Origin of the sequence: Pseudomonas sp. CFBP13528, from assembly GCF_005233615.1 — a bacterium.
GTDB classification, from domain to species: Bacteria; Pseudomonadota; Gammaproteobacteria; order Pseudomonadales; family Pseudomonadaceae; genus Aquipseudomonas; species Aquipseudomonas fluorescens_AM.
On record NZ_QGAJ01000016.1, the window covers coordinates 101,127 to 119,757 of the forward strand.

General features: G+C 60.2%; 20 protein-coding genes, 1 tRNA gene and 1 pseudogene. 8 read left to right on the plus strand and 14 right to left on the minus strand.

Features of this window, described 5'->3' with window-relative positions:
* Positions 1-54: 54 nt before the first annotated feature.
* Positions 55-1,488 (minus strand): M48 family metalloprotease, encoded by a 1,434-nt coding sequence (locus PspCFBP13528_RS23115; RefSeq protein ID WP_065949255.1) that lies wholly within the window; start codon positions 1,486-1,488, stop codon positions 55-57.
* 95 nt (positions 1,489-1,583) lie between these two features.
* Between PspCFBP13528_RS23115 and PspCFBP13528_RS23120 the strand changes: the two genes are divergently transcribed.
* Positions 1,584-1,823, plus strand: coding sequence for a sulfurtransferase TusA family protein (locus PspCFBP13528_RS23120; RefSeq protein WP_065949254.1), 240 nt, complete (start codon positions 1,584-1,586; stop codon positions 1,821-1,823).
* An 18-nt stretch (positions 1,824-1,841) separates the two neighbouring features.
* Here the strand turns inward: PspCFBP13528_RS23120 and PspCFBP13528_RS23125 are convergent, their stop codons facing one another.
* Both PspCFBP13528_RS23125 and PspCFBP13528_RS23130 read right to left on the minus strand, forming a co-directional pair.
* Positions 1,842-2,315, minus strand: coding sequence for a peroxiredoxin (locus tag PspCFBP13528_RS23125; RefSeq protein WP_101219190.1), 474 nt, complete (start codon positions 2,313-2,315; stop codon positions 1,842-1,844).
* A gap of 10 nt (positions 2,316-2,325) precedes the next feature.
* Positions 2,326-2,886, minus strand: a complete 561-nt coding sequence (locus PspCFBP13528_RS23130) for a glycine cleavage system protein R (RefSeq protein ID WP_003189463.1) — start codon at positions 2,884-2,886, stop codon at positions 2,326-2,328.
* 262 nt (positions 2,887-3,148) lie between these two features.
* On the opposite strand from PspCFBP13528_RS23130, the gene dapA reads away from it, so the two are divergent.
* From dapA to PspCFBP13528_RS23155, 5 genes are all read left to right on the plus strand, one after another.
* Positions 3,149-4,027, plus strand: coding sequence for a 4-hydroxy-tetrahydrodipicolinate synthase (gene dapA / locus PspCFBP13528_RS23135; RefSeq protein ID WP_065949252.1), 879 nt, complete (start codon positions 3,149-3,151; stop codon positions 4,025-4,027).
* A 17-nt stretch (positions 4,028-4,044) separates the two neighbouring features.
* On the plus strand, positions 4,045-5,160 hold the full coding sequence (gene bamC / locus PspCFBP13528_RS23140; RefSeq protein ID WP_065949251.1) for an outer membrane protein assembly factor BamC: 1,116 nt from the start codon (positions 4,045-4,047) through the stop codon (positions 5,158-5,160).
* A gap of 4 nt (positions 5,161-5,164) precedes the next feature.
* Positions 5,165-5,923 (plus strand): MBL fold metallo-hydrolase, encoded by a 759-nt coding sequence (locus PspCFBP13528_RS23145; RefSeq protein ID WP_065949250.1) that lies wholly within the window; start codon positions 5,165-5,167, stop codon positions 5,921-5,923.
* Positions 5,924-5,950: 27 nt separating this feature from the next.
* Positions 5,951-6,664, plus strand: a complete 714-nt coding sequence (gene purC, locus PspCFBP13528_RS23150) for a phosphoribosylaminoimidazolesuccinocarboxamide synthase (protein WP_003172493.1) — start codon at positions 5,951-5,953, stop codon at positions 6,662-6,664.
* Positions 6,665-6,747: 83 nt separating this feature from the next.
* A tRNA-Ser gene (locus tag PspCFBP13528_RS23155) sits at positions 6,748-6,837 on the plus strand.
* A 74-nt stretch (positions 6,838-6,911) separates the two neighbouring features.
* On the opposite strand, the pseudogene PspCFBP13528_RS27680 reads toward PspCFBP13528_RS23155, so the two are convergent.
* The 9 genes and pseudogenes from PspCFBP13528_RS27680 to PspCFBP13528_RS23205 all read right to left on the minus strand — a co-directional run bounded on the left by PspCFBP13528_RS27680 (position 6,912) and on the right by PspCFBP13528_RS23205 (position 14,730).
* Positions 6,912-7,198, minus strand: a pseudogene (locus PspCFBP13528_RS27680) (type II toxin-antitoxin system RelE/ParE family toxin).
* Positions 7,188-7,427 carry a type II toxin-antitoxin system RelB/DinJ family antitoxin gene (locus PspCFBP13528_RS23165; RefSeq protein WP_137201602.1) on the minus strand — a complete coding sequence of 80 codons (240 nt, stop codon included), beginning with the start codon at positions 7,425-7,427 and terminating at the stop codon, positions 7,188-7,190. The pseudogene PspCFBP13528_RS27680 and the gene PspCFBP13528_RS23165 overlap by 11 nt, the downstream one beginning before the upstream one ends.
* Positions 7,428-7,872: 445 nt before the next feature.
* Positions 7,873-9,099: an MFS transporter gene (locus tag PspCFBP13528_RS23175; protein WP_065949236.1), complete on the minus strand. Its 1,227-nt coding sequence runs from the start codon at positions 9,097-9,099 to the stop codon at positions 7,873-7,875.
* Between the two features lie 244 nt (positions 9,100-9,343).
* Complete coding sequence (locus PspCFBP13528_RS23180; protein ID WP_137201603.1) at positions 9,344-11,269, minus strand: response regulator; 1,926 nt, start codon at positions 11,267-11,269, stop codon at positions 9,344-9,346.
* Entirely contained in the window at positions 11,259-12,122 is an 864-nt protein-coding gene (locus PspCFBP13528_RS23185; RefSeq protein WP_065886284.1) for an ATP-binding protein, read from the minus strand. Before PspCFBP13528_RS23185 ends, PspCFBP13528_RS23180 begins: the two co-directional genes overlap by 11 nt.
* Positions 12,115-13,122 (minus strand): ATP-binding protein, encoded by a 1,008-nt coding sequence (locus PspCFBP13528_RS23190; RefSeq protein WP_137201604.1) that lies wholly within the window; start codon positions 13,120-13,122, stop codon positions 12,115-12,117. Before PspCFBP13528_RS23190 ends, PspCFBP13528_RS23185 begins: the two co-directional genes overlap by 8 nt.
* Positions 13,113-13,517 (minus strand): anti-sigma regulatory factor, encoded by a 405-nt coding sequence (locus tag PspCFBP13528_RS23195; protein WP_065886285.1) that lies wholly within the window; start codon positions 13,515-13,517, stop codon positions 13,113-13,115. Before PspCFBP13528_RS23195 ends, PspCFBP13528_RS23190 begins: the two co-directional genes overlap by 10 nt.
* The gene (locus PspCFBP13528_RS23200; protein ID WP_017254285.1) at positions 13,514-13,876 is read right to left on the minus strand and encodes an STAS domain-containing protein; all 363 of its coding nucleotides are present in this window, start codon (positions 13,874-13,876) and stop codon (positions 13,514-13,516) included. Before PspCFBP13528_RS23200 ends, PspCFBP13528_RS23195 begins: the two co-directional genes overlap by 4 nt.
* Before the next feature lie 2 nt (positions 13,877-13,878).
* Positions 13,879-14,730, minus strand: coding sequence for an STAS domain-containing protein (locus PspCFBP13528_RS23205; protein ID WP_065949233.1), 852 nt, complete (start codon positions 14,728-14,730; stop codon positions 13,879-13,881).
* Between the two features lie 478 nt (positions 14,731-15,208).
* Here PspCFBP13528_RS23205 and PspCFBP13528_RS23210 point away from each other — a divergent pair, with 478 nt between their 5' ends.
* Entirely contained in the window at positions 15,209-16,111 is a 903-nt protein-coding gene (locus tag PspCFBP13528_RS23210) for a LysR family transcriptional regulator (protein ID WP_137201610.1), read from the plus strand.
* Here PspCFBP13528_RS23210 and PspCFBP13528_RS23215 read toward each other — a convergent pair.
* Positions 16,103-16,861 carry a substrate-binding domain-containing protein gene (locus PspCFBP13528_RS23215; protein WP_101219182.1) on the minus strand — a complete coding sequence of 253 codons (759 nt, stop codon included), beginning with the start codon at positions 16,859-16,861 and terminating at the stop codon, positions 16,103-16,105. The two genes, PspCFBP13528_RS23210 and PspCFBP13528_RS23215, sit on opposite strands and share 9 nt — an antisense overlap.
* The gene (locus PspCFBP13528_RS23220) at positions 16,858-18,165 is read right to left on the minus strand and encodes an MFS transporter (protein ID WP_124422776.1); all 1,308 of its coding nucleotides are present in this window, start codon (positions 18,163-18,165) and stop codon (positions 16,858-16,860) included. Before PspCFBP13528_RS23220 ends, PspCFBP13528_RS23215 begins: the two co-directional genes overlap by 4 nt.
* A gap of 198 nt (positions 18,166-18,363) precedes the next feature.
* On the opposite strand from PspCFBP13528_RS23220, the gene PspCFBP13528_RS27685 reads away from it, so the two are divergent.
* On the plus strand, positions 18,364-18,510 hold the full coding sequence (locus PspCFBP13528_RS27685) for a hypothetical protein (protein WP_178084455.1): 147 nt from the start codon (positions 18,364-18,366) through the stop codon (positions 18,508-18,510).
* The last annotated feature ends 121 nt before the right edge of the window (positions 18,511-18,631 follow it).

Genomic DNA, 18,631 nt, shown 5'->3' on the forward strand with positions numbered 1-18,631 from the left:
CAATAAAAAGCCCCGCCATTGAAGGATGGCGGGGCTTTTTTGTGGGCGATGGGTTTAGCTCATCATCCCTTTCACCAGGCGTTCCTGTTCGATCAACTCACGCTGGCGTGCATCGATTCGCGAGGACAGCGGGAAGTTGTTGCCGGCGCGGCGCTTGGCAAAGTCCAATTGCTGGATGGCTTGCTGGAAATCGCCCACCAAGGCGAAGTATTCAGCGCGCGCCTGATGCAGGCCGATGATGTTGCCCGACAAGCCGCGCGTCTCGGCGACCTGATACCACACGTCCGGATCATCCGGGCGGGACTTGAGCAAGCCATCCAGGGCTTTTTCCGCATCGGCGGTACGGTTCTGTTTGAGCAGCAAATCGACGCGTACCTGGTTCAGCGGATAATTGCTGGGGTACTGGGTCAGCATGCGGTCGGTGCGTTGTTGGGCGTCCGGCATGCGATTGCTGGTGATGTCCAGTTCGATCTGCGCCAGGTTGTAGGTAATGTCGTTGGGCGCCTTGGCCAGCAGCGGTGCCAGGCTTTCCCGGGCTTCCTTGAGCTGGGTGCCCTTGATCTGGGCGATGGCCAGGCCATAACGCGCTACATCGTTCTTCGGATTCTCGTCCAGCTGTGCCTGGAAACGCTTGGCGGCGAGGCCGGGGGTATCTTCATACTTCAATTGCACCCGCGCGCGAATCAACTGATAGCGCAGGCTGTCTTCCTTGCCGCCAGGCTTGGCTTGTTCGGCGCGGTTGCGGGTGTCGGCGATCCGCGATTCGGTGACCGGGTGCGTCAGCAGGAATTCCGGTGGCTTGGCATCGAAACGGTACTGGCGCATCAGGCGCTCGAACATGGTGGGCATGGAGCGCGGGTCATAGCCGGCTTTCTCCAGGTTGAGGATGCCGATACGGTCGGCTTCCTGCTCATTCTGGCGAGAGAATCGACGCTGCTCCTGGATCGCAGCGGCCTGGGAACCGGCGATCGCGGCAATACCCGCATCGCCGGCGCCGGCTGCGGCGGCAATGATGCCACCGAGCAGGGCCGCCATCATCGGGATCTGCATGCGCGACTGCGCTTCCACGCCCCGGGCAAAGTGGCGCTGGGACAAGTGCGCCAATTCGTGGGCCAGCACCGAGGCGTATTCACCTTCGGTCTGGGCATTGAGGAACAGGCCGCCATTGACCCCGACGATCCCGCCGGGTGCGGCGAAGGCGTTGAGCTGCGGGCTGTTGATCAGGATGAATTCCAGGCGCCGGTCGTTGACCTGGCTGGTTTCCACCAGCTTGTAGACGCTGGTTTCGACGTAATCCTTGAGCTGTGGATCATTGAGCTGCGAGACCTGGCCGCGCAGATAAGCCAGCCATGCGCGGCCCAGTTGATATTCCTGTTGCGGCGAGACAATGGCAGAACTGGCGTCGCCGAGTGACGGCAGCTCATCAGCGAAGGCCGGGGAGGCCAGCAGGCAGGCCAGCGTCAGCAGGGTAGGGCGCAAAAAAGTCATGCACAAAGCCTTTCGACAAAGAGCTTACTGTAGCCGGACACTGAGCTTCGGACCAGATATTCTAAGCCGCTCAAATGTTTGCCTGGAGTAACACCATGATCGACGCTGTTGCCTTTGATGCCGAACTCGATGCCAGCGGCCTCAATTGCCCGTTGCCCTTGCTCAAGGCCAAGCTGGAACTCAACCGACTGGCCAGCGGCGCCGTACTCAAGGTCACCGCCACAGACGCCGGTTCCCAGCGTGACTTCCGCACCTTTGCCAGGCTGGCGGGCCATACGCTGGTCCAGGAAGAAGAGTCTGCTGGTGTGTACCGTTACTGGTTGCGCAAGGCCTGATGGCCTTATAAACGCCAATCAGGCCTGGTTCAGCGCCTGCGCCGCTGCCAAAACAGCGTCCACATGCCCCGGCACCTTCACGCCGCGCCATTCCTGACGCAGTACACCCTCGCTGTCGATCAGAAAGGTGCTGCGATCCACGCCCAGGTATTCCTTGCCGTAGAGCTTCTTGAGCTTGATTACATCAAACAGCTGGCACACCGCTTCGTCCTTGTCGCTGATCAACTCGAAGGGGAACGCCTGCTTGGCCTTGAAGTTCTCGTGAGACTTCACGCTGTCACGCGACACGCCGAACACCTCGGTGTTGGCGGCCTTGAACGCTGCGTACTGGTCACGAAACCCCTGGCCTTCGGTGGTACAGCCCGGCGTGCTGTCCTTGGGGTAGAAGTAGATCACCACTTGCTTGCCCTTGAGGGCTGCGAGGCTGAAGGTCTGGCCGCTGGTGGACTGGGCTTGGAAATCGGCTACAGGTGTGTCGATGGCTACCGGCATGAGTCCTTCCTTACATTGGGTTCTGTGGGCGCCATGGCTCGATCAGCGCGTCAAGATTCAGGGCATCGGCGAAATCCAGGAACTGGTCGCGCAACCAACTGATCTGCACGCCGGCCGGCAAGGTCACAGTGAAGGTGGCATTGAGCATGGTGCCGCCGGTTTGCGGCGCCTGATAGGTGTCGCAGGTCAGGTTTTCCAGCTCGACGTTGTGGTCGATGAAGAACTGGCACAGCTCGTTGACGATGTCCGAGCGGTAGGCCGAGCTGACATACGCCACATAAGGCAGGGCCTGTGGGCGATTTTCCAAGGCAGCGCTGCGCACTACGTTGACGGTGAAGTCGTGCTTCTTGGCCAGGCCCGGCAGGCCGGTCTCAAGGCGCGCCAGGGCGTCCCAGCTGCCGGAAATCTGCAACACCAGAGCGCTGCACTCGCCATGGCGGGTCAAGCGCGAAGTCACCACCGCGCAGCGATTCTCATGGCTGGCGCGGCACAGGACGTTGGTCAGCTCCATGGGGTTGGCGCCGAGGGCACTGATAACAAGGAATTGTTCGCGAACTGTGGGGGTGGACATGCAGCCTTCCTAAAGCGATGAGCGGTCGATACCGCCAGAGCTGTATCGATCAAAGGATCAAGGGTAGCGAAAACCGTCGCCAAGGGCTAGGAGGTGGCGTTTTCATTGCGTGAACGACCTGCTTCAGGCGCTGCTTTGGCCCAATGATGGCATTGCCCGTCGTTTAGTTGCGCCAGAACGCATCCTCGCACGGTACTTCGCTTGTACAAGCATCTTGGCGCCAGTACCATTACGGCTCTCTTTTTCCGGCAGGAGCGGTTGCATGATTGCGGGCAGTATGGTGGCACTGGTCACACCCATGGATGCACAAGGTCATCTCGACTGGGACAGCCTGGGCAAACTGGTGGACTTCCACCTGCAAGAAGGCACCAACGCCATCGTGGCGGTCGGCACCACCGGTGAGTCGGCCACCCTCGACGTGGAAGAACACATCCAGGTGATCGAGTTCGTGGTCAAGCGCGTTGCGGGCCGCATCGCCGTGATCGCAGGTACCGGCGCCAACTCGACGCGTGAAGCGATCGAATTGACCAGGAATGCCAAGAAGGCCGGCGCCGACGCCTGCCTGCTGGTGACGCCGTACTACAACAAGCCGACCCAGGAAGGCTTGTACCAGCACTTCAAAGCCATCGCCGAAGCCGTCCAGATCCCGCAGATCCTCTATAACGTACCGGGTCGTACCGCGTGCGATATGAAGGCCGAGACCGTGATCCGCCTGTCCACCGTGCCGAACATCATCGGCATCAAGGAAGCCACTGGCGACCTGCAACGCGCCAAGGACATTCTGGCCGGTGTCAGCAGCGACTTCCTGTTGTACTCCGGTGACGACGCCACCGCCGTGGAACTGATCCTGCTGGGCGGCAAAGGCAACATCAGCGTGACCGCCAACGTCGCCCCGCGTGCCATGAGCGACCTGTGCGCCGCCGCCATTGCCGGTGATGCCGTGACCGCCCGCGCGATCCACGAAAAGCTGATGCCGCTCAACAAGACACTGTTTATCGAATCCAACCCTATTCCCGTGAAATGGGCGCTGACTGAAATGGGCATGATGCCGGACGGTATCCGTCTGCCGCTCACCCGTCTCAGCGAAGCCTTTCACGAACCGCTGCGACAGGCCCTGCGCCAGTCCGGCGTCCTGGTTTAATTGAGGAAGCACTACGCATGAAGCGATTGGCCGGACTTTCCGCACTTGCCTTGATTATCTCCAGCACCAGTGGCTGCGGTTGGGTATGGGGCCCGGAAGGCTACTTCCGTGACCGCGGCAGCGATTACCTGGAAGCGCAAGCAACCAAACCCATGCAACTGCCGCCTGACGTGAATGTCGCCAAGCGTCTGGACCCACTGCTGCCGATTCCGCGCAATGTCGCCGACGACACCGTCAAGGGTGAATACGTGGTGCCACGTCCGCAGCCGATCACGGCGGTTGCCGATGCAAGCGACTACAGCCTGCAAAAGAGTGGCGACAACCGCTGGATCGTGGCTCAGCGTCCACCCGCCGAGGTCTGGCCGGTGGCGGTGCAGTTTTTCCAGGACAATGGCTTTCGCATCGACCAGCAGCGCCCGCAGACGGGTGAGTTCACCACGGCGTGGCAGCAAGGCCGTGAGTTGTCCGCCAACATGGCCCAGCGCCTGCTGGCTGGCGGTGTAGCCGCCGACAGCGAAGCCCGTGTGCGTGTGCGCATCGAGCCAGGCGTACAGCGCAATACCAGTGAAGTCTATGTGGTCAGCGCCGAGCGTCCTGCCGGTAGCACGGCGAGCGTCGATTTCACGCCGCGCTCGGTCAATACCGGTGTCGACGCCGCGCTGGTCGACGAGATGCTGGCCAGCATGAGCCGCATCTCCGAGAAGGGCGGCTCGGTGTCCCTGCTCGCCGCACGTGATTACGACACGCCTAGCCGCGTCAGCCTCACCGAAGATGGCAGCGGCAACGTGGTGCTGAACCTGGGTGAAGACCTGGACCGTGCCTGGGCCAGCGTAGGTCGCGCCCTGGAGCAGGGCCCTTGGCGCGTTGAGGACATCAACCGCAGCCTGGGTCTTTACTACATCAACGTGGCTGAAAAGGCCGAGAAAAAAGACGACGAGCCAGGTTTCTTCGGCAAGCTGTTCGGCAGCCAGCCGACCAAGGAAGAAGTCGAGACCCGCGCCGAGCGTTATCAGGTTCGTTTGAGCAAAGTCGGCGAGAGCGTGCAAGTCACCGTCGAGAAAAACATCAACACTGTCGCGCCAGCTGAAACAGCGCGCAAAGTGTTGGGTGTGATTCAGGACAACCTGGGCTGATCCGATGCGTTTTGCTGTTCTCGGTAGCGGTAGCCAAGGGAACGGCACGCTGGTCGCCCATGACGACACGTACATATTGGTAGATTGTGGTTTCTCATTAAGAGAAACCGAACGACGCCTGCTGCGCCTGGGGGTTCACCCCGCGCAGCTGAGTGCGATTCTGGTGACCCACGAACATGCCGACCACGTGCATGGCGTGGGTTTGCTGTCTCGACGCTACAATCTTCCGGTGTACCTGAGTCGCGGCACGTTGCGCGGGATGCGCAAACCCATTGAACCCGCAGGTTTCCTGGCCGGTGGCGAGCAACTGCAGATCGGTGCCCTGAGCATCAGTGTCGTCGCAGTCGCTCACGACGCCCAGGAGCCGACGCAATATGTATTCAGTGACGGCGAGCGACGCTTCGGTGTGCTCACCGACCTGGGTTCCTACTGCGCCAAGGTGCTGGACGGTTACCGCGACCTCGATGCCTTGATGATCGAGTCCAATCACTGCCGAGACCTGCTGGCTCGCGGTCACTACCCCTACTTTCTCAAGCAGCGGGTGGGCGGCGAACTGGGACATTTGAACAACCATCAGGCGGCGTACCTGGTGTATGAGTTGGGCTGGCAAGACCTGCAACACCTGGTCCTGGCCCACCTGAGCAGCAAGAACAACCTGCCGATGCTTGCCCGGCAATGTTTTGTCGACACCCTCGGGTGCGACCCGGACTGGCTGCAACTGGCCGATCAAGATTCAGGGCTCGACTGGCGCCACATCGCCTAGCCCACCTCACTCAAAGCGGAGCCCATCATGGAAAAACGTGAAGAACTCTACCGCGGCAAAGCCAAGTCGGTATACAAGACCGACGACGCCAACCGCCTGATCCTGCTGTTTCGCAACGACACCTCGGCGTTCGATGGCAAGCGCATCGAACAGCTTGATCGCAAGGGCATGGTGAACAACAAGTTCAACGCCTTCATCATGCAGAAGCTCGAAGAAGCCGGCATCCCGACCCAGTTCGACAAACTGCTGGGCGATAACGAATGCCTGGTCAAGAAGCTCGACATGATTCCGGTCGAATGCGTCGTACGCAACTACGCCGCCGGCAGCCTGGTCAAGCGCCTGGGCGTGGAAGAGGGCCTCAAGCTCAACCCTTACACCTTCGAACTGTTCCTGAAGGACGACGCCAAGGGCGACCCGTTCATCAATGAATCCCACGTCGTGGCCTTTGGTTGGGGCACCGCTGAACAACTGGCACGCATGAAAGAGCTGTCCCTCAAGGTCAACGACGTGCTGAGCAAGCTGTTCGACGACGCCGGCCTCCTGCTGGTGGACTTCAAGCTCGAATTCGGCGTATTCCACGATGGCTCCATCGTCCTGGGCGATGAGTTCAGCCCGGACGGCTGCCGCCTGTGGGACAAGGACACCAAGAAGAAGATGGACAAAGACCGCTTCCGCCAGGGCCTCGGTGACGTCATCGAAGCCTACGAAGAAGTCGCCAATCGTCTTGGTGTACCGCTGTAATCGACGCAAGCATCTGATAGCACGGAAAAAAATCTCATCAGAGCTTTGCTTCCACGAAACAGGCTGTTATGATGCGCGCCGTTGGAGAGATGCCAGAGTGGCCGAATGGGACGGATTCGAAATCCGTTGTACCTTCACCGGTACCTAGGGTTCGAATCCCTATCTCTCCGCCATTACATGAAAAAGCCCCGTAGCTGCCTAAGCTACGGGGCTTTTCCGTTTGGGGCGTTGGGCTATCAACCCACGGTTAGCTCAAGCGCTCATTCGCCTTGCGATAGGCTTGATCATGCTCCCGCTTATCCACGGCCACCGCGACGACGGTAATTTCCTGATCGATCACTTGATAGATCAGCCTGTAACCGCTACTGCGTCATTTGATCTTGTAGCAGTCAGGGAGTCCATGCAGGCGATTGGCTTCGTTGCGGGGTTGTTCAGAATCTCCACCAGCTTCTTCTTAAGCTGCTGGCGGAGGGTGTCGCCGAGTTTTTGCCATTCCTTCAATGCGCGCGCATCAAAATCGAGGCTATAGGTCATCTAACGAAACCTTCACTCGCTGGGGAGATGCCAAGCGTTCACGTACCGTGGACATCAAGGCTTCATCCGCCTGCGTCATCAGCACGGGCTTGAATGGCAGTTGACCACGCTCGGCGACGTACTGTAGCGCCTGACGCATCAGCTCTGAGGGCGTGACGCCGAGCTTCTCCAATTCGTGATAGGCGCGAGCTTTCAGGTCGTCATCGATACGAACGTTGATAGATGCCATGGAAAAGTCCTCCTGTAATGACGTTGGTCATTACACTGGATCAGGTGCGTCCCTTTGGCAGGTCTGTCTGGACATACGGCAATCGCTTTCATTCTTTGATCCTACTTTTTACCCTTCGGTTTTGCTGGCGACTTTTTATCCGTTTCCTTGACCGTCTCCCTCGGCCGTTTCTTTGCCTCACCTTCTGTCACGTATTCCCCTGTGACTGCATCACGATATCTCGTTGGCATATAAGCTCCCTGGCAAGTACGTCGCCACAGCGGCGACCCTTCTGAGGCTAGCTTAGAGGCTTGGATGCTCAAGTTTCACTGCGGGAATTCTCGTTACCAGGCCTTTCCGAATGGTCGCTTACGTTCTGCGGGATAGGTAGTTAGATAAATAACGGCCTGAAACAAAAAAGCCTGCCGAGCTCAATGCTCAGCAGGCTTTTCAGTGTGTTGTCTGGTCAGGCCGGTTGAGCGGCCAGGCGATTGCTGATGTTACGACCCAGCACCAACACGGTGACGAAACCTGCGCCCACCAGCGCTGTGGCCAGGCTTAACAATACCGAAGTACCCAGGTGGTCAACGATCTGTCCACCAAAGAACGAGCCCAGCGCAATGATCACCTGGAACAGCGCAACGAATAGCGGCATGCCACGTTCCACGTCCTTGGGCGCGACCACGAACATCCAGATACTGGCGCACGCCGGGAAGGCGCCAAAGGCGAAGCCCCACAGCGCGATCAGCATCGTGGCGCCGATCATGCCGGTGGCGAAGTAGGGGAACAGGGCGGTGCTGGTGCCGATCATCAGCGCGACCAGCAGCAGGGTGTGACGCACGCTGCGGTTGGCGGCGAAACCGGCAAAAATATTACCTGCCACACCGGCCACGCCAAACATCAACAACAGTGAACCGATCGTTGGCCCATCGAAGCCGGCGCTGTTCTTGAAGAACGGCGCGACATAGGTGTAGGCGGCAAAGTGCGCCAGGCCGATCAGCAACACGGCGATCAGTCCGACTCGGGCACGTGGGTTGATAAACAACGCCGGCAAGTCACGCACGAGGATGGCCTTCTCCGGGTAGAGTCGAGGCAACAGGAAGACCTGCGCCAGCAGTACCGGTACACCCAGCAGCGCGGTGACCAGGAAGGTCATGCGCCAGCCCATCAGGCCACTCAGCCAGGTACCGACGGGCACGCCCAGTACGGTGGCCAGCGTTACGCCCATCATGATGATCGAGGTGGCTTTGGCCACGTCCACTCCCCTGGGCGCCAGGCGACCGCTGAGGGCGATGGCCGTCGCCCAGAAACCACCGATGCTGATGCCCAGCAACACGCGGCCGAACAGCAGCAGGCTGAAGTCACTGGCCAGAGACACGACCAGGTTGGCGATGATCATGACCAATGTCAGGCCGATCAGCAGGTAGCGGCGATCCATTTTGCCAATGATCACCGACAGCAGCGGCGCCGCGAGGGCGGCCATGATGCCCGGCAGGGTCACCATCAGGCCCGCGTGGCCGGCGCTGATGCCGAGGTCGCTGGCAACGTCGTTGAGCACGCCCACCGGCAGAAACTCGCTGGTCACCAGGGCGAAAGCGCCCACGGCGACCGAAAGAATCGCCAACCACTGCTGTTTGACACTTTGCTGATTATGTTCGGGAAGGCCGCGAGGGGCCTGGTTGGCATTGGGCATGGCGTTCAGTTCCGGGGTAAACGTCGCCTGAAACAGGCGAGGGGGAGGGAATTCGGAGCGATTATAGAAACCAGTGGTGGTAATTGAGCAGGCGCTCGGTTCGATAGTAATCATCAGCGCAATCGATGCGTCGCCCTGGCAGGCGCTTGGAAAACAGTAAAAGCCAGCTGGCAGTCGCGAGGTGGCGCAGTTGGCGACTTGGCTGAACGAAGCGGTGGCGTGGTTCGAGCTGTTATCAACGACGCTAGGACTTTGCTTCCAGGCCTTGGCGTATCTTTTCGAGCAGTTCGTCAATGTGAAACGGCTTGGTGATCAGGTCCATGCGTTCACCCAGGAAATTTTGCCGATTCGCTGCATTCTCGGCGTAGCCGGTCATGAACAGGATCGGCAAATCGTTGCGCAGGCCACGGGCGAAATCAGCCAGTTCACGGCCGGTCATGTAGGGCAGGCCGACATCGGTGAGCAGCAGGTTGATCGTCAGGTCGGTTTTCAAGATAGCGATCGCTTCGTCACCGTCGGCTGCCAGGCTGCAGTGGTAACCGGCGTCTGCCAGCACTTCGGCGACGAAGCTGCGCACCGAAGGCATGTCTTCGACGATGAGTATATGTTCACCTTTGCTCTTGCCCGGCTTTGCCAACGATCGGGTGGTTACCGAGGCAGGACCTTCCGCGGCCGGGAGCATGATCGTCACTTCAGTGCCTTGGCGGGTGACGCTGCGGATCTGCGCATCGCCGCCGGACTGGCGCGCGAAACCGTAGATGGTCGACAGGCCCAGGCCGGTGCCCTGGCCCACTGGCTTGGTGGTGAAGAAGGGATCGAACACCTTGTCGATGACACTGTGCTCGATGCCTACGCCGTTGTCCCTTACCGATAGCGCGATGTAGGGACCGTCTTCCAGCTTGAGGTTGCCGTTGGAGTAGGCAGGGTAGGTGGTCACCCAGATATTGCCGCCTTTGGGCAGCGCATCGCGGGCGTTGATCACCAGGTTCAGCACTGCACTTTCCAGCTGGATCGGGTCGACCATCGCCACGGCGGCGTTATTGGTCAGCTCCAGTTTCAAGGTGATGTGTTCGCCGATGGTGCGTACCAGCAGTTCTTCCAGGGAACGGATATGCGCGTTGATATCGATAGGCCGCGTGTCCAGCGGCTGCTGCCGGGCGAACGCGAGCAGGCGGTTGGTCAGGCCGGCGGCGCTCAGGGCTGAACTGAGTGCGGCGTCGGCATAGCCCAGGACCTTATCGGTGCGCTGGCTTTCAATGCGCTTCTTGATCAACTCCAGGCTGGTGATGATACCGGTGAGCAGGTTGTTGAAGTCGTGAGCGATACCGCCGGTGAGTTTGCCCAGGGCGTCCATTTTCTGGGCCTGGAGCAGTTGCGCCTCAGTGCGTGCCAGGCGGGTCGCCGCGTTGGCGAGTTCGGCCTGTTGATGACGCTCGCGATGGCGGTATTCAGTCACGTCCTCGACAAATACCAGGCTCAGCTCGGCGCGGTCATAGGGCGAGATCTGCCATTCGGTTTCGCGCAGTTGGCCGTCGACTTTCATCTGCAGCGTGCCTTTCCAACGCTCGCCGGCCGCCAGGCGCAGGCACAGCTCCTGGATCACTGCATACTGGTCGCCGGCGAAGCATTCAAGCAGGGCATCGGGGTTGAGGTTGTCGTGAATCAACTGGGCGAATGCGTGGTTGCATTCGTGGACCTTCAGTTGCGCATCCAGCACTGCAATCGGCGCGCTGATATTAAAGAAGATCTCTCGAAAACGCGCCTCGCTTTGCCGTAGCGCGTATTCAGTGTCGCGCACGCGCAAAAGGGTGCGCAGCGTCGCCAGCAGCACTTCGGGGTCGATCGGGTGGATCAGGTAGGCGTCGGCCCCGGCGTCCAGGCCGGTGATGATGTCGCCGGTCTCGATGGACGCCGCCGACACGTGCACCACCGGCAGCAAGGCGGTGTTCGGGTCGGTACGCAAACGGCGCACGATGTCGAAGCCACTCATGTCCGGCAGGTTGACGTCGAGGATCAGCGCATCAATTTTTCCCGTGGCGATCAGGTCCAGCCCCTCCTGGCCCGTGCCGGCTTCGAGCACCAGGTAGTGATGGCGCTCGAGGCGTCTGCGCAGGGCGTAGCGCGTCGCGGCATTGTCGTCGACGATCAGCAGCTGGATCTCACGTTTCATCGACGTTCTCGCTGGCAATGGAGAGAGGGATAACTACAAAGAACAGCGAGCCTACGCCGGGCGTGCTTTCAACACCGACCCTGCCGCCCAGCAACTGGGCAAAACGCTTGCACAGTGACAGGCCCAGGCCGGTACCGCGCAGGCGTTTCTGCAGCGGTGAGTCGATCTGGGAAAAGTCTTCGAACAGGTTGTTGTGCAACTCGGCGGGTATGCCCAGGCCGGTGTCCTGCACCGCAAAACGGATCTCGTGTTCGCTCTCCATGCGCGCCGAGACCCGCACTTCGCCCTGCAGGGTGAATTTCAGGGCGTTGGAAATGAAGTTGCGCAGTATTTGCGCGAGTTTTTTGTCATCGGTATAGAGCTTGGGCAGGCCGGAAGGCTTCTCGAAGATCAGGTCGACCGATGATGCGTCCACAATGGGGCGGAACATGCCGCGCAGCGCCGAAAACATGTCGAACATATCGAACCAGGCCGGAGAAATAGTGATGCGCCCGGCCTCGATCTTGGCCAGGTCGAGCAAGTCGTCGACCATCTCGCGCAATTCGCGCGCCGAGCTGGCGATAAACCCGACCTGGGTGTGTTGCTCCGGGCTCAACGGGCCGTCCAGTTCGTCGGCAAGCAGGCTGGTGATACTCAGGATCGAGCCCAGGGGTGTGCGGAACTCATGGCTCATGTACGACAGGAAACGACTCTTGAGGTCTGACGCCTCACGCAGTTGGTCGGCTTGCATGTCCAGTTCGGCATACAGCGCCAGCACGCCCTGGTTGGTTTCATCCAACTCCGCGCGCAGGGCATCCGCTTCCTGGCGCAGGCGTTGGATTTCGGCGGCGAGCGAGGCAGTGGTTTCAGCCATCGATGGCCTCCAGGGCAATCACGAAGACAGTAACGTCGTCCCGACCGCGGCAGAAGTCACGGTGCAGGATGGCGGCAATCAGGGCGGGGTGGCGGTGGACGAGCCCCGGATAGTCCGAAAGATTCCAGCGTGATTGCAGGCCGTCGCTGTACAGGATCAGCAACTGATCGGCCACCTGAGCATAGTCGAAGGGTTGGGCCTTGCGAAACTGCACGCCGATGATACCCGGGTGTGAGGCCAGGCCGCGCGGCTTGCCAGGCCCGATCAGGCTGCCGCCGATATTGCCGATGCCGGTAAACCTGAGCGTCTCGGCCACGGCATCGTACTGGGCCACCGCCATGGCGGCGCCACGGGTGCCGTTCATGCCGATGTGCATATCGCTCATCAGTACCGTCGAATCCATGAAGGCATTTTGTGCAAACACCTCCTCTCCCGCTCGGGCTGCCTGCTCGGCGTATTCGCCATGGCCGAGCCCGTCGGCCATCATTACGCTGAACCGCCCAGGCTCGATCGCCAGGTGCCAGGCATCACCGCAGTGAGGGTCGTTATGCAGCGAGTGCTGGCTGACGCCATAGCGAATATCCCGGGTCGTTGCGGCACGCGGCGTCAGCCTGGCCAGTATCGCCGCGCCGCGCTGATCGGCATGGGCATCGAACACCTGCGCCAGGCGCGATATTGCCCCCAGCCCGATGCCCTGGGTGCCCCCGGTGGAAAAACCGTCCACCAGCCCGCTGTCGATATCAAAGCCTTGCCCACGGTCGATGGCGATCATTTCGACGCCGCCGTTGCCGGTGGCGCGCAGGTGCAACTCACCGTGCGTGGCATGTTTGAGGATATTGCTGGCAAGCTCGGTGGCGACCAGCGCTACGCGGCCCGCATCGGTTTCATCGAAACCCAGCGACTCGGATAAGTGCTGGGCCGTGCGCCGGGCGTGGCCGATCTGGCTGGTATCTTCAATCAACAGTACGTGCGTGAGCGCGCTGGGAATATTCAGGCCCATCGGGTTATCGTCACGCGGGTACCCTTGCCAGGCTCGGTGTCCAGTTCAAACTCGTCTACCAGGCGCTTGGCTCCGGTGAGCCCAAGGCCCAGGCCGCCGCCGGAGGTCCAGCCGTCGGTCATCGCCAGCTTGAGGTCGGGAATGCCCGGCCCCTCATCGCGAAACGTGAGGCGTACGCCGGGGCGGTGGTCTTTCTCGAGCACTGCCCAGTCCATGTAGCCACCACCGCCATAGACCACGGTGTTACGCGCCAACTCGCTGACCGCCGTGACCAGTTTGGTCAGGTCGATCAAGCGCATGCCGCAGTCCTGGGCCAGTCTGCGTACCAATTGTCGAGCCAGCACAACGTCCTGTTCTATCAGCACAGGGTGTGTGCCGCTGCTGGCTTGGTTCATGAGTGTTCTACCCGGTCGCGCAACAGCTTCATGCCGCGCTCGACGTTGAGTGCGGTCGCGACGCCGGGCAGGGTCATGCCCAACTCCACCAGGGTAATGGCCACCGCAGGCTGCATGCCGACCAGTACGGTTTGTGCATCCATGATCCGGGACAACCCGGAGATGGTGCCGATCATGCGCCCGATGAAGGAGTCGACCATGTCCAGCGCCGAGATATCGATAAGCACGCCGCGCGCCGAGGTGCGGCTGATACGCTCGGACAGGTCGTCCTGCAAGGTCAGCGCGAGTTGGTCGTGCATGTCCACCTGGATGGTCACGAGCAAAAACTCGCCCATCTGCAAAATAGGGATGCGTTCCATGCTTAAACAGCCTTGGTGATATTGACGCCCAGGCGTTTGAGCGCCAGGGCCAATGCATCGGCGAGGTTGGCTTTGGTCACTACACCCTGAAGGTCCAGGCCCAGGTGCACGATGGTCTGGGCGATCTGTGGACGCACGCCGCTGATAATGCAATCGGCACCCATCAAGCGGATGGCGGTAACGGTTTTCAACAGATGCTGGGCTACCAGGGTATCCACGGTTGGCACGCCGGTGATGTCGATAATGGCGATCTCCGCGCCGGTGTCGACGATCCGCTGCAGCAGCGATTCCATCACGACCTGGGTGCGTTGCGAATCCAGGGTGCCGATCATCGGCAGGGCCAGTACGCCATCCCACAGCTTGACCACCGGCGTGGAGAGTTCCAGCAGTTCTTCCTGTTGGCGCTTGATCACCGACTCACGGGATTTCTGGAAGGTGCGGATGGTGTGCATGCCCAGCGCATCGAGCAGCTCGGAAATCTCCCAGAGTTGTTCGCTCAGTTGCGCCGGTTGCTCGGCGTACTCGCGTTGCAGCAACGTAAACAGTGGCCCTTTAAGGGCGAAAATGAAGCTGGCGGTCTGTTGCGAGTCCTGCCCGGCCAAGGCACGACTGTGGGACAGTTTCTCCAGGAATACTCGCGTTTGCGCCCAGTTTTCGTGGTTGGTATTTTGCGAGCCGCCTTGGTGCAGGGCGGCGCTCAACAGTTCGAGGAATTCGCGTGTCTGCTGTTTGACATCGTCACCCTTCACGTTACGCGTGGCACCCGAAGCCTCAAGGCTGGTGTTCCATTCGTCAAGGAGAGCGTTACGATTTTCATGCAGCGCCTGGATTGTGTTCGTTTGCAGAGTTGCCACGGGTAACCTCCTTGAGTGCCTCGAATGAGCTGCACGCAATTTATACTAAACTGGAGAATTTAGAAGTATTTGGAGTGCTTTTCGTATCGAAGTTGCGCAGGTTTCGCCCGCGTCGAACCGTTGGATCCATGCGCATCAACCCTGCCGACGCTAAAGCAATCCTGCATAGCGTTGCCCGCCATAAAACACGCCGAGGATCGACACTGTTTTGTTCGCGGTGTTTACCTTAAATGCAATGACGGTGCTGTGTCGGTAATGCGTGATGCGCAAGTCAGTCAGCAGGTCGTCACGGCGCGTGCCACGCAAGGGACACAGAGAAAAGCGTTCGCAGTGGCTGATGAGCCTGTCGACAACGCGCGCAGCCACTGCCGTAGAGGCTGCATCGCACTATGTCCGCAGACCCGACCCGGTGCGCATGGCGTCCCACCCGCTCCCATACGATAATGCCCGCCACATCGTCCATCCTGGCTTGCCTTCCGTGATCATCAACTTCGACCTCAATGACCTCCAAGCCTTCCGCGCCGTGGTAGACAAGGGCAGTTTTCGCGGTGCCGCCGAGGCCATCCGAATCTCGCAACCCGCGCTCAGCCGGCGCATCGAAAAGCTCGAGTCGGCCCTGGATGTAAAGCTGTTCGAACGCACCACGCGGCGAGTCAGCCTGACCATGGTCGGCCGTGCATTCCTGCCTCAGGTCGAACGCATGCTCGACGACCTGGACATCGCCTTGATGGGCATCAGTAACGTCGCGTCCACGCGCATGGGCAATGTCACCATCGCCTGCGTGCCGTCGACTGCGTATTACTTCATGCCCCACGTCATCTCCGAATTCCACAAGCTGTATCCGAAGATTCGCCTGCGGGTGCTGGATGCCAGTGCCGGTGAAGTGTGCAATGCGGTAGAAAGTGGCGAGGCGGATTTTGGCGTGAGTTTCAGCGGCAGCCTGGCCGATGAAGTGGAGTTCGAGCTGTTGCTGCAGGAGCGCTATGTGCTGGCCTGTCGTCGTGACCATCCGTTGGCCTCGCGTGCAAGCGTGACCTGGACCGAAGCCTACGAGCATGACTACATCAGCGTGGACAAAACTTCGGGCAACCGCTTCCTGCTGGATCAGGCCCTGCGCGGTGTGCGGGTGAAAAAGCCGAGTATCTGCGAGACCCACCACGTTACCACGATGATCGGGCTGGTGGAGGCGGGGCTGGGCGTGGCGATGGTGCCGTCGATTGCGATGCCGGCGTGTGAGCACCCGATTCTGGTGAGTGTGCCGCTGGTGGAACCGCAGGTGATGCGCAATGTGGGCTTGATCAAGCGCCGCGGGCGGACATTGCCGCCGGCGGCGCTGGAGTTGGAGCGGTTGGTGCGGGAGATGCCGTTTCGGTCAGCGTGACACCGAGTCCAGGCCGGTGGATTGCACCACCGGTTGAGCTTCGGGCGACGCCATGAACTGCAGCAATGCCTTGGCCTCTTCCGGGTGTTCGGCGTTGACCGGAATGCCCGCGGCGAAACGCGTAACGGACTGCACGTCTTCCGGGATCTTGCCGACAAACGTCACGCCCTTGACCGGCAACAATTCCGCCACCTGCTGCAAGCCGACTTCGTAGTCACCCTTGGCCACCTGTTCGCCCACCGGCACGCGTTCGATCATGGTGCCCTTGGCCGGCATGCCGAGCTTTTTGAACAGCTCCTTCTCGACATACACACCGCTGGCGCTGTCCGAATAGGCAACGGATTCAGCCTTGCTCAGCACGGCCTTGAGCTCGGCGTCAGTATTGATCGCAGGTTTAGCCGCGCCTTCCTTCACTACCAACCCAATCCGCGAATCCGCCAACTCCACACGGGAAGCGGGGTCGACCTTGCCTTGTTTGATCAGCTCATCCAGGGCATAGCCGACCATGATCACTACATCGGCATGTTCGCCACGGGCCAGGCGGTTGGGAATCGCTTCCGGCGCCTTGCCCATGGACGGGCCGAGGACAGTGTCCAGGGTGTCACCGCTGTGCTTGGCGTATTGCGGGCCGAGCAGTTTATAGGCAGCGGTGAAGCCGCCGGAGGTCATCACTTTGAGCTCTTCAGCCTGGGCTGACAGCGCCAAGGCGCCAAGGACCACGGCGGTGAGGGTTTTGAACAACGGCTTCATTGCACGGCCCCCTGCATGACCTGGCCACGGGTGTTGGCGCGGCGATACAGCGCCAGGGTGGAACACAGGGCACACAGCGCAGCGAACATCATCCAGTAGGCGGGCGAAGCCTTGTCCTCGGTGATGTGAATGAACCAGGTCGAGATTGCGGGAGTGAAGCCGCCGAAGACAGCGGTTGCCAGGCTATAGGCCAGGGAGAAACCCGCCACGCGCACTTCCACCGGCATGATCTCAGTCAGCGCCGGGATCATTGCGCCGTTGTACATACCGTAAAGGAAGGAGAACCACAGCAGGGTTTCCAGCATGTGTGCAAAGCTTGGCGCGTTGACCACGTAGGACAGCGCTGGATAAGCCGTGAGAACGGTCAGCACTGTCATGGCGATCAGCACCGGCTTGCGGCCGAAGCGGTCGCTCAGGATGCCGCCGATCGGTAGCCAGACAAAGTTCGACACCGCCACCAGCAACGTCACCAGCAGCGCGTCGGAAGTGCTCAGTTGCAGCACGGTCTTGCCGAAGGTGGGTGCGTACACGGTAATCAGGTAGAACGCGGTGGTGGTCATTGCCACCATCAGCATGCCGCCAATGACCACGGTCCAGTTTTTCACCAGGGTGGCCATCACTTCACGCATGGTCGGGCGGTGCTTGCGCTTGGCGAACTCCTCGGTTTCCTGCAGGTTACGCCGCAGCACGAAGATAAACGGAATGATCACGCAACCCACGGCGAAGGGAATGCGCCAGCCCCAGTCTGCAACGACAGCCGGCTCCATCCATACGTTCAAGCCATAGCCCAGTGCGGCGGCAACCACGATGGAAATCTGCTGGCTGCCCGACTGCCAGCTGGTGTAGAAGCCCTTGCGGCCCGGGGTGGCCATCTCGGACAGGTACACCGACACACCACCCAGTTCCGCACCGGCCGAGAAGCCTTGCAACAGGCGGCCCAGCAGCACCAGCAACGGTGCCCACAGGCCAATGGTGTGATAACCGGGCACCAGCACGATCAACAACGTGCCGCTTGCCATGATCGACAGCGTCACGATCAGGCCTTTGCGACGGCCCACGTCATCGATATAGGCACCCAGAATGATCGCGCCCAAGGGCCGCATCAGGAAACCTGCGCCGAACACGGCAAAGGTCATCATTAATGATGCGAATTCATTGGCGGCGGGGAAGAAGGCGGCGGCGATGTAGGTGGCATAGAACCCGAACAGGAAAAAGTCGAACTGTTCGAGGAAGTTGCCCGAAGTAACGCGCAGTACGGCGCCTACTTTCGAAGGAGCAGCCGCAGGCCGGGAAGGGCTAGTCATGGTTTTGTGTCTCCAGCGTTCTTTTTAAAGTGCTTGTTTCGCTTAAGACTTGGGATAGTGGCTGACACATTTAGAAATGATAAGTGACAAATTTGGATGGATTGATGTGTGTTGGCTATCAATTCAAAAGGCTGCCCGCATTGCCCGCCCTGTTCTACGCTTGAAGCTGTGTCCAATGCTTACGAATGGGAGATGGCTATGGGTAACGAACACAAACAGCACAAAGAGTCAGAGCGTGAACAATCTCGGCAGCGGCCCGAGGAAGAAAAACCGCAGACCTGGAAGCACCCCGACGACGGTACCGAGCTTTCCGAGCAGGATCAGGAGCGCCCGCTCAAGCCCTGATTTCAAGGGTCAACATGATTCAAACGTGGGAGTGGGCTTGCCCGCGATTACGGTCAATCAGGCGACGTATGGGTTGACTGGCATACCGCAATCGCGGGCGAGCCCATTCCCGCATAAAAGC

Excerpts from the sequence above, each read along its gene's own strand:
- PspCFBP13528_RS23115 (WP_065949255.1), bottom strand. The coding sequence starts at position 1,488 with ATGACTTTTTTGCGCCCTACCCTGCTGACGCTGGCCTGCCTGCTGGCC.
- PspCFBP13528_RS23120 (WP_065949254.1), top strand. The coding sequence starts at position 1,584 with ATGATCGACGCTGTTGCCTTTGATGCCGAACTCGATGCCAGCGGCCTC.
- PspCFBP13528_RS23125 (WP_101219190.1), bottom strand. The coding sequence starts at position 2,315 with ATGCCGGTAGCCATCGACACACCTGTAGCCGATTTCCAAGCCCAGTCC.
- PspCFBP13528_RS23130 (WP_003189463.1), bottom strand. The coding sequence starts at position 2,886 with ATGTCCACCCCCACAGTTCGCGAACAATTCCTTGTTATCAGTGCCCTC.
- dapA (WP_065949252.1), top strand. The coding sequence starts at position 3,149 with ATGATTGCGGGCAGTATGGTGGCACTGGTCACACCCATGGATGCACAA.
- bamC (WP_065949251.1), top strand. The coding sequence starts at position 4,045 with ATGAAGCGATTGGCCGGACTTTCCGCACTTGCCTTGATTATCTCCAGC.
- PspCFBP13528_RS23145 (WP_065949250.1), top strand. The coding sequence starts at position 5,165 with ATGCGTTTTGCTGTTCTCGGTAGCGGTAGCCAAGGGAACGGCACGCTG.
- purC (WP_003172493.1), top strand. The coding sequence starts at position 5,951 with ATGGAAAAACGTGAAGAACTCTACCGCGGCAAAGCCAAGTCGGTATAC.
- PspCFBP13528_RS23165 (WP_137201602.1), bottom strand. The coding sequence starts at position 7,427 with ATGGCATCTATCAACGTTCGTATCGATGACGACCTGAAAGCTCGCGCC.
- PspCFBP13528_RS23175 (WP_065949236.1), bottom strand. The coding sequence starts at position 9,099 with ATGCCCAATGCCAACCAGGCCCCTCGCGGCCTTCCCGAACATAATCAG.
- PspCFBP13528_RS23180 (WP_137201603.1), bottom strand. The coding sequence starts at position 11,269 with ATGAAACGTGAGATCCAGCTGCTGATCGTCGACGACAATGCCGCGACG.
- PspCFBP13528_RS23185 (WP_065886284.1), bottom strand. The coding sequence starts at position 12,122 with ATGGCTGAAACCACTGCCTCGCTCGCCGCCGAAATCCAACGCCTGCGC.
- PspCFBP13528_RS23190 (WP_137201604.1), bottom strand. The coding sequence starts at position 13,122 with ATGGGCCTGAATATTCCCAGCGCGCTCACGCACGTACTGTTGATTGAA.
- PspCFBP13528_RS23195 (WP_065886285.1), bottom strand. The coding sequence starts at position 13,517 with ATGAACCAAGCCAGCAGCGGCACACACCCTGTGCTGATAGAACAGGAC.
- PspCFBP13528_RS23200 (WP_017254285.1), bottom strand. The coding sequence starts at position 13,876 with ATGGAACGCATCCCTATTTTGCAGATGGGCGAGTTTTTGCTCGTGACC.
- PspCFBP13528_RS23215 (WP_101219182.1), bottom strand. The coding sequence starts at position 16,861 with ATGAAGCCGTTGTTCAAAACCCTCACCGCCGTGGTCCTTGGCGCCTTG.
- PspCFBP13528_RS23220 (WP_124422776.1), bottom strand. The coding sequence starts at position 18,165 with ATGACTAGCCCTTCCCGGCCTGCGGCTGCTCCTTCGAAAGTAGGCGCC.
- PspCFBP13528_RS27685 (WP_178084455.1), top strand. The coding sequence starts at position 18,364 with ATGGGTAACGAACACAAACAGCACAAAGAGTCAGAGCGTGAACAATCT.